At 63.9% G+C, this 7,145-nt stretch carries 10 protein-coding genes; 5 read left to right on the forward strand and 5 right to left on the reverse strand.

Annotated features, from left to right (window positions below):
- Nucleotides 1–27: 27 nt before the first annotated feature.
- Complete coding sequence (locus tag VKP01_RS12025; RefSeq protein ID WP_324412598.1) at nucleotides 28–480, reverse strand: hypothetical protein; 453 nt, start codon at nucleotides 478–480, stop codon at nucleotides 28–30.
- Between VKP01_RS12025 and VKP01_RS12030 the strand changes: the two genes are divergently transcribed.
- Together VKP01_RS12030 and VKP01_RS12035 are read left to right on the forward strand one after the other, a co-directional pair.
- The gene (locus VKP01_RS12030; RefSeq protein ID WP_324412600.1) at nucleotides 454–1,131 is read left to right on the forward strand and encodes an ABC transporter ATP-binding protein; all 678 of its coding nucleotides are present in this window, start codon (nucleotides 454–456) and stop codon (nucleotides 1,129–1,131) included. The two genes, VKP01_RS12025 and VKP01_RS12030, sit on opposite strands and share 27 nt — an antisense overlap.
- Nucleotides 1,131–1,778 (forward strand): energy-coupling factor transporter transmembrane protein EcfT, encoded by a 648-nt coding sequence (locus tag VKP01_RS12035; RefSeq protein ID WP_324412602.1) that lies wholly within the window; start codon nucleotides 1,131–1,133, stop codon nucleotides 1,776–1,778. Before VKP01_RS12030 ends, VKP01_RS12035 begins: the two co-directional genes overlap by 1 nt.
- Before the next feature lie 103 nt (nucleotides 1,779–1,881).
- Here the strand turns inward: VKP01_RS12035 and rpmB are convergent, their stop codons facing one another.
- On the reverse strand, nucleotides 1,882–2,172 hold the full coding sequence (gene rpmB, locus VKP01_RS12040) for a 50S ribosomal protein L28 (RefSeq protein WP_324412604.1): 291 nt from the start codon (nucleotides 2,170–2,172) through the stop codon (nucleotides 1,882–1,884).
- A 362-nt stretch (nucleotides 2,173–2,534) separates the two neighbouring features.
- Here rpmB and VKP01_RS12045 point away from each other — a divergent pair, with 362 nt between their 5' ends.
- On the forward strand, nucleotides 2,535–3,365 hold the full coding sequence (locus VKP01_RS12045; protein WP_324412606.1) for a DUF3108 domain-containing protein: 831 nt from the start codon (nucleotides 2,535–2,537) through the stop codon (nucleotides 3,363–3,365).
- Between the two features lie 4 nt (nucleotides 3,366–3,369).
- On the opposite strand, the gene VKP01_RS12050 is transcribed toward VKP01_RS12045, so the two are convergent.
- From VKP01_RS12050 to VKP01_RS12060, 3 genes are all read right to left on the reverse strand, one after another.
- Nucleotides 3,370–4,389: an alpha/beta hydrolase gene (locus VKP01_RS12050; protein ID WP_324412608.1), complete on the reverse strand. Its 1,020-nt coding sequence runs from the start codon at nucleotides 4,387–4,389 to the stop codon at nucleotides 3,370–3,372.
- A 311-nt stretch (nucleotides 4,390–4,700) separates the two neighbouring features.
- Nucleotides 4,701–4,970, reverse strand: a complete 270-nt coding sequence (locus VKP01_RS12055) for a hypothetical protein (RefSeq protein WP_324412610.1) — start codon at nucleotides 4,968–4,970, stop codon at nucleotides 4,701–4,703.
- A 16-nt stretch (nucleotides 4,971–4,986) separates the two neighbouring features.
- Nucleotides 4,987–5,298 (reverse strand): hypothetical protein, encoded by a 312-nt coding sequence (locus tag VKP01_RS12060; RefSeq protein ID WP_324412612.1) that lies wholly within the window; start codon nucleotides 5,296–5,298, stop codon nucleotides 4,987–4,989.
- Nucleotides 5,299–5,734: 436 nt separating this feature from the next.
- On the opposite strand from VKP01_RS12060, the gene VKP01_RS12065 reads away from it, so the two are divergent.
- Together VKP01_RS12065 and sctJ are read left to right on the forward strand one after the other, a co-directional pair.
- Nucleotides 5,735–6,541 (forward strand): hypothetical protein, encoded by an 807-nt coding sequence (locus VKP01_RS12065; protein WP_324412614.1) that lies wholly within the window; start codon nucleotides 5,735–5,737, stop codon nucleotides 6,539–6,541.
- 24 nt (nucleotides 6,542–6,565) lie between these two features.
- Nucleotides 6,566–7,145, forward strand: a 580-nt coding sequence (sctJ, locus tag VKP01_RS12070; protein ID WP_324412616.1) for a type III secretion system inner membrane ring lipoprotein SctJ, incomplete at its 3' end; no start/stop codon positions are given.

Here is a 7,145-nt window from a genome sequence, read left to right on the forward strand (position 1 = left end):
GTTTCCCTTTCTTCCTTCCCAACAATGTCAAAGAGCAAAAGACCACGAAACCCGAACGAGCCCGCAATCACCGCAAACCAAAAAAGCGCAAACAGTCAAACCCCGGCAAAACCAACCGGGACAATCCCGCAAAACACTCCAGAGGAAGCGAAGCCGCCGAAAACGCTCAAAAGCGCCGGCGCCGATGCCCAGCGTTCTACGCCCGGGACCCGCCAGCGTCAATCGAAAAAACGCGAAATTTTCCCACAATTTTGCACCGTTCCATGAAATTTTGATGACATTGCGAAGCTCAACACCCGCAAAAACAAGGGTTTTCGGCCAATCCGGGAGCCAGCGCATGCAGAATTTGTCGCAAACCCGGTTTTCGCGCATAAGCGCAGGCAATGACAGCAGCGCGGTCGCATTACCGGGCCGGGAACCGGCCTGCGTCACGCCGGACAGGAGCGCATATTCTTGATCGAAATCGAGGCCATCCGGCATCGTGTCGAGACAATCACGATCCTGCACGAACTGAGTCTGACCCTTTGCGAAGGGCGGATCGGCATCATCGGGGCGAACGGCTCGGGCAAGAGCACCTTCGCGCGCCTGCTCAACGGGCTCATCCTCCCGAGTGCCGGGCGCGTCCGGGTGCATGGCCAAGACACGCGCGCGGCGGGCGACTCGGTTCGCGCGCTCGTCGGCTTCGTCTTCCAGAACCCGGACCACCAGATCGTTTATCCGATCGTCGAGGAGGATGTGGGTTTCGGCCTGCGCAATGCCGGCCTGCGCGGCGATGCGCTCAGTTGCGCCGTTACGGACGCGCTAGAACGCTTCGGCCTTACCGAGAAACGCAACCAGCCAGCCCATCTGCTCAGTGGCGGCGAGAAGCAACTCCTCGCACTCGCCGGCATTCTCGCGCTCGACCCGCGCGTCGTCGTGCTCGATGAGCCGACCGCCTTGCTCGATCTGCGCAACCGCCGCAAGATCAGCCGGATCCTCACCGATCTCCCCCAACAGGTCGTTCTGGTGACGCATGATCTCGACATGCTCGACGGGTTCGACCGGGTTCTCGTCTTCGATTCCGGCCGGATCGTCGCTGACGACACACCCTCGCGGGCGATCGCGCATTACATCAGCCTGATGGAGGCGTGATGCTCGGGATTTATCGGCACGGAACGAGCCTTCTGCATAGCGCCCGCCCCGGCGTGAAACTCGCCGGCCTCGCACTGATGGCGATCGCGCTTTTCATGCCCGCCTCCCCTGCCGGTATTGTCGCGGTGAGCCTCGGCGCGGCCTTTACGACCGTCGCCGGATACGGAATTGCGAGGATACCGGCGCGGCTCGCCATCGCGCAAATCCGCCCGACCCTGTGGATTCTGGGGATGATCCTCATTTTCCATGTGATCATGGGCGATGCGCTCATCGGGGCGCTGATCGTCGCACGTTTCATTCTGCTGATCGCCCTCGCCGCCCTCGTGACACTGACGACGCGGGTCTCCGACATGATCGCGACGATCGAAGCCGGGCTAAAACCGTTACGACGCTTCGTCGATCCGGGGCGCATCGCCATGTGCATCGTTCTGACGATCCGCTTCGTCCCGGTTCTGGCCAACGAAGCGCATGCCCTCCAGGAAGCACAGGCGGCACGCGGCGGTAAACGAGCCGGACCGGGCGCCTTCATCCGCCTCGCGGTGCCACTGATCCTGCGGGGCCTGCGCTTGTCGGAAACGGTCGCGGAAGCGATCCATGCACGCGGTTTCGGTCGGAACGGATCACACCGGGATCGCGATCAAACGTAATACGGCCACGCGAAGCCCGGCCTCGCGCAGCCCGATAACGAGATCGATCCGCCAATCGAAGCACGCCGCGATCCCTGAAACGGGATCGCACGGCGCACAACCCTTATTCGGCGACAGCCTGCTTCTTTTCGATCTCGCGCTTGACGGCGAGCACGTTCGGAGCAAGCTCGTCATTCGACGCCTTCGCGAGAAATGCGTCGAGACCGCCGCGATGCTCCACGGTGCGCAGGGCGTTCGCCGAGACGCGCAGCCGGAAAGAGCGGCCCAGCGCATCCGATTGCAGAGTGACATTGCACAGGTTCGGGAGGAACCGGCGCTTGGTCTTACGATTGGAATGGCTGACGAGATTGCCAGTCAAAACGGCTTTGCCGGTCAGTTCGCAACGGCGCGACATCGTTCCTGATCCTGTCTGTCCTGGTGTGGCCACCGGGCCGTGCACCATGCACGTCCCCGATCCTCGCGCGAACCCGCTCATGCGTGCTCGCGGCAGCCGGACACCGAAAGTCCTCGAGAAGAGCGCTGCGTATAAGCGAGGAAGCGGGGTCACGTCAAGGATAGGAGAGCGTTAACCTTCATCACGCAGCGTAGGAAACGGTAACGCGTTCGCTCCGGGGCGATTCGCCGGTTGATTTGCCGTCGCCCGTCACCGGAGCCAATCATACGAGGAGCCGCGCAATGCGGACCATGCGCTCTCGAACCGCCCCCTCCCCCGCCATGCGTGCGACCGGGGCCCCTGCTTTTGTCCGGCAACCCGGCATGCCCCGCCGCGGGATCACGGGGGCGATCGCGGCCCTGTCGCTGACATGCGCCTTCGCGCTGACGGCACCGGCGAAGGCCACCGAAATGGAAGCGGTCTACAAGATATCGATCGCCGGATTTTCGGTCGGCACCGCCGACGTCAAGAGCCGATTCGACGGATCCGCCTACAATATCGATCTGCAGGCGCGGCTGACCGGTCTCGCGGGGGTGCTCGTCAGCGGGCGCGGCGCGGCGAGTGCGAGCGGCACAGTCTCGGGGAGACAGGTCATCCCCCGCGCCTTCGCGGCGAATTCGCGCAGTTCCCAGGCGAGTCGCACCGTGCGTATGGGGCTGAACAACGGCAGCGTCGCCGCAGTGGAAATCGAGCCGCCGCTGCAGGAACACGCTGACGCCATTCCCGTCGAGGCCGCACACAAACGCGGCGTGGTCGATCCCGTAAGCGCTTTTCTGATGCCGGCGACGATCCGGGGCAATCCCGCCGATCCCCGCAATTGCGAGCGCACCATCCCCGTCTTCGACGGTGCGGCGCGTTTCGACATCATCCTGAGCTATGACGGCACCCGCGATTTCAGCCGCCCCGGCTATTCCGGGCCGGTGCTGGTCTGCAAGGCGCGTTTTCGCGCTGTCTCCGGCCATCGCCCGTCCCGCGAGGCGGTGCGCTTCATGGAGGAGAACCGCGACATGGCGGTCTGGCTCGCCCCCTTCCCGGCCAATGATTCACTCGTGCCGATGCGCATTGAGCTGCGCACCCAGATCGGCATGAGCGTGATCGAGGCCGGGCGGGTGAATCTTTCGCCGGCCCCGCGCCGGGCCGCAGCCGCGCAGTGAGCGCTCAGCGGGCGCGTTCGATCGCCCGCTGCACGACGCGGCGGACTTCTTCATCGGAGAGAAAAAGGTCGTGGTTGAGAATGCCACGACCGAATTCGCTCGCATCGGCGACGCGCACGCCCATGGCCGTCAGGCGTTCGCGCTCGGCGCCGCCGGCACGGGCGACACCGCCGGCGATGCGCTGCGAAGCCATCAGGGCGCGGTCGCGCGACGAGACGATCACGGTGATGCGCGGCGCATCCGGGCCGAGGCGGTTCACCGCCTGCTCGAACTGATCAATATCGACATCCGGCGCGGCCAGAACCACGGCGCCGATGCGTGCCATCAACCGGTCACCACCGGAGCCGCGCAGCATCCGCAGCGTTTCCAGCGTCAGCAGCGAGCCCATGGAATGCGCCACGATATGGATGCGCCCGCCACTCGGCGACTGCGCCAGCGTGAGCATCAGGGCCTCCAGGGCATCACGCGACCACATGGCGCTCTCACGATCATAGGCGTAATCGAACGTCCCCCCGGCGGAGGGCCAGGTGAACAGGCCGGGCGCACCACGAAAACCGATACCGTCCGCGAGTTCGGCGGCACTCGCGGCCGCGCTCTCGAAGGTCTCGCGATAGCCGTGCACATAGAGCAGCACATCCTTGCCCAAAGCCGCGCGGGTAAAGGCATCGGTGGCTTCGCGGGAGGTGACGTCATCAACACCCGCCACCTGCCAGCCGCCCGAGACGATATTGCTGACACGGGCCGTCAGACCCGTCGCCGGGGGTGTCATCCGGGCCCGGGCGAAGGTCAGACCGGTGCCGCGTTCGGGCCCGAAGAACGGGGCTTCGCCTGCCGGCGTCGCGGGGCGCCGGGTGGTGGCGACGAGGAGCGTCGGTTCGCGGGAGATGCTCGCGCGCGGATCACCACCGAGGCTTCCCGCACCGGCGAATCCGAAGCAGCCGCCGAGAAGCAGACTGGCGCCGCCGACGAGGAAGGCGCGACGGGAGGCGTGGCTCTTCGATACTGAACTCGGATGACACGCCATGATCGGGATTCGCTGTCTCTGGAGGGCTACGGGCCTGTCATGATCGTAAAGGGGACCGGATGGTAAGCGACGCCGCGCCCGCGCCGCGCGGACGCGGCGGTTCGAGGGCAGTTCAATGCATCGCGATTGGGGCGAGCTTGCGGCGGAATTGCCGATCAGGAACAGCAAACCGATCCGTTACGGCTCGCAGACGCGCTTCTCGAAGAGAGATCTTCATGCGGTGGCGGCATGCCCGACCCAGCACGACAAAGCCGCCGGCGCCGCAAATAGGGCACCGACGGCGTGATCAGCCGTCACAGCGTTTGCGAGCCTCAGCCGGGAACCTGGCCGAACGGCATCGTGCCGGTGGTCGGAGCGGGCTCGCGCGGGGCGGGCGACATGTTCGCCACCTCGTGCCACCAGGTCCAGCATTCCGTCTCGATCGCCGGCATGACCGGGCGGGACGAGGGGAAGCGCCGGTCGTTGTTGAAGGCGTCACGCAGCGACGCGAGCCGCGCATTCGCGGCATTGCGCTGGTCCTCGTTACCCTGCTCGGTCACGAACAGCAGACGATAGACGATTTCGCGATTGGGGAGGCGCATGGGTCAGACTCCGCCGTCAGCCGAAATAGCTGTTGTACAAGGACGCATAGTTCTGGCGGCGCCCTTCGGACAACTTGTCGTATTCCTGCCCGAGCGTCTGAGCTGCCGGGCTTGCTTGACTGTCTTCGGTCGCGGCAGCACCCTGTGTGGCCGGCATGTCGACCAGCGGCGCTTGTGTCGCACCGGAGGCTGTGTCACCAGCGCCCACCTGCCCGGTCGTCTCCGACGTCGGAATCCTGAAACCGGATTCGGCACCCGGGACGATGGAAGCGCCCCGGCCTACGGGGGAACCGAGCGCAGAGCCAAAAGGACTGGGAATATTACTCATTGTCTTTCATTTATCCTATGCATTGTAATTGCCACCACCATAAGCGAAATGCGCATCAACCTCAAGAGATGATTGAATTCGCATTTCATCCCATGTTTTGTTCGATGCTGACACATCTAGCACAAACATGTTTCAGTTTAAAGCATAATTTTTATGAATTGCATTGCAATATATGTATGCGATATCAGGCGATGTGAGCTGCCGGTTGCTCGCCGCAGCACATACTTCCCCGCGCCGACGGGCCTGGGCCGGGACCGGGGCCGGCAGGCGAAAGCATGACGCCTGCCGTAAAGTTCCGTTAATCGTATTTTCAGTCTGTATCGCGCAAAGATTGTACGATGCCATACGCAATCATAGAATGCGTTTCGTCCCGGGCAGGCGATGCCCGGCAGTCGAGCCGCATGGCACGGACGCCATCATCGTCAGGGAGATCCGCTTGGATACCATCGGACCCGCATCCGTCAGCGGTTTTCACGTCGGTGCGCCGGGCCCCGGCGCAGATCCGGCGGGCGGTGACGCGCGGGCGTTCAAGGCCGTCTATCGCGAGGCGCTTGGCGAGGCGCCGGCGGCGCGCGAGCTTAATCCCCGTGCCGATCTGCGCACCTTCGGAGACAATTTTCGCAATCTCGAGCGTACGCTGGAAGCAGAGCGCACCGCCATGATGCAGGTGTTGATGCCGCCCACGGTCGGAGCCGGCGAAGCGCATGGCCAGAACTACCGTCACGCCGCACAGACTGCATCGGTCCCGGGGGGCAGCGCCGGCAATTTCGCTCCGGCTGCCGGTGGCGGCGCGGAACGCGGGCATTTCACTTCGCATGATCAGCAGCGCCTCGCCCGCGATTCCGACCGGATACAGCCAATCTTCTCCGATCACAGCCAGCGCGCGGTCCCGGTGGTGCAATCGGCGCTGGGCATGAATGGCGATACGAAAGCCAATACGATCGATTTCGCCGGCGAGATCAGCCACCTCACCAACCGCCTCGACACCGTGATGGGCGAGTTGCGCGAGACCATCGCACAACCGCGACCGGATTCTCCCGAGGAAGCCATGGAGCACAATTCCAAAGTGCACGCCCTGACGCGTGAAGGTGACAAGCTCAATACCGAACGCAGCATGATGATGTCGCTGCACATGGCCGCTCACCAGGAGACGCGCGTACGCATGCTCTCGGCCTTCGAGCATGTCACGGGTATGGTGAAGAAAATTAACGAGATCTTCAATCAACTCAAGCAAGGGTCGTAATCTGCCGATGAGGACGATCCTGAGATGCGCGGTCTTTCACGCTCTTTCGTTGTGATGTTTTGCCTGTTCCTGGCTGCCTGCCAGGTCGAGCTCTACGGCAATCTGTCGCAACGTGAGGCGAATGAGATGATCGCGGTTCTGGCCCGTTCGGGAATCGAGGCCACGCGCGAACCGGTCAGCGAAGGGATTTTTCGCGTCATGGTCGCAGAATCCGAGATGGCCGCCGCCGTCGAGGCGCTGGCGGGAGCGGGGCTGCCGGCGGAACGCTTCCAGTCACTCGGCGAGATCTTCCCCGGCGATGGCCTGATCGTCTCGCCCTACGAGCAGCGCATCCGCACGATGCATGCGCTGAACCAGGAGATCGCGCGGACGATCAGCACGATTTCCGGCGTGCGCAATGCCCGCGTCCATATCGTGCTGCCCGAGCTCGATCTGCGCGGGCAGCCCATGAACCAGCCCTCGGCTTCCATTCTGATCCATCACGCACCCGGTCTCGATACGGAGGGGCTGACCACGCGCGTGCGCATGCTCGTCACCAATGCGGTTCAGGGCATGGACTTCCGCAACGTCGCCGTCGCCTTCTTCGATGCGTCTCACGCGCTCG

Origin of the sequence: Saliniramus sp., from assembly GCF_035311605.1 — a bacterium.
In the GTDB taxonomy this organism is placed as follows: Bacteria; Pseudomonadota; Alphaproteobacteria; order Rhizobiales; family Beijerinckiaceae; genus Saliniramus.

Excerpts from the sequence above, each read along its gene's own strand:
- VKP01_RS12035 (WP_324412602.1), top strand. The coding sequence starts at position 1,131 with ATGCTCGGGATTTATCGGCACGGAACGAGCCTTCTGCATAGCGCCCGC.
- VKP01_RS12050 (WP_324412608.1), bottom strand. The coding sequence starts at position 4,389 with ATGGCGTGTCATCCGAGTTCAGTATCGAAGAGCCACGCCTCCCGTCGC.
- VKP01_RS12055 (WP_324412610.1), bottom strand. The coding sequence starts at position 4,970 with ATGCGCCTCCCCAATCGCGAAATCGTCTATCGTCTGCTGTTCGTGACC.
- VKP01_RS12060 (WP_324412612.1), bottom strand. The coding sequence starts at position 5,298 with ATGAGTAATATTCCCAGTCCTTTTGGCTCTGCGCTCGGTTCCCCCGTA.
- VKP01_RS12045 (WP_324412606.1), top strand. The coding sequence starts at position 2,535 with ATGCCCCGCCGCGGGATCACGGGGGCGATCGCGGCCCTGTCGCTGACA.
- VKP01_RS12025 (WP_324412598.1), bottom strand. The coding sequence starts at position 480 with ATGCCGGATGGCCTCGATTTCGATCAAGAATATGCGCTCCTGTCCGGC.
- rpmB (WP_324412604.1), bottom strand. The coding sequence starts at position 2,172 with ATGTCGCGCCGTTGCGAACTGACCGGCAAAGCCGTTTTGACTGGCAAT.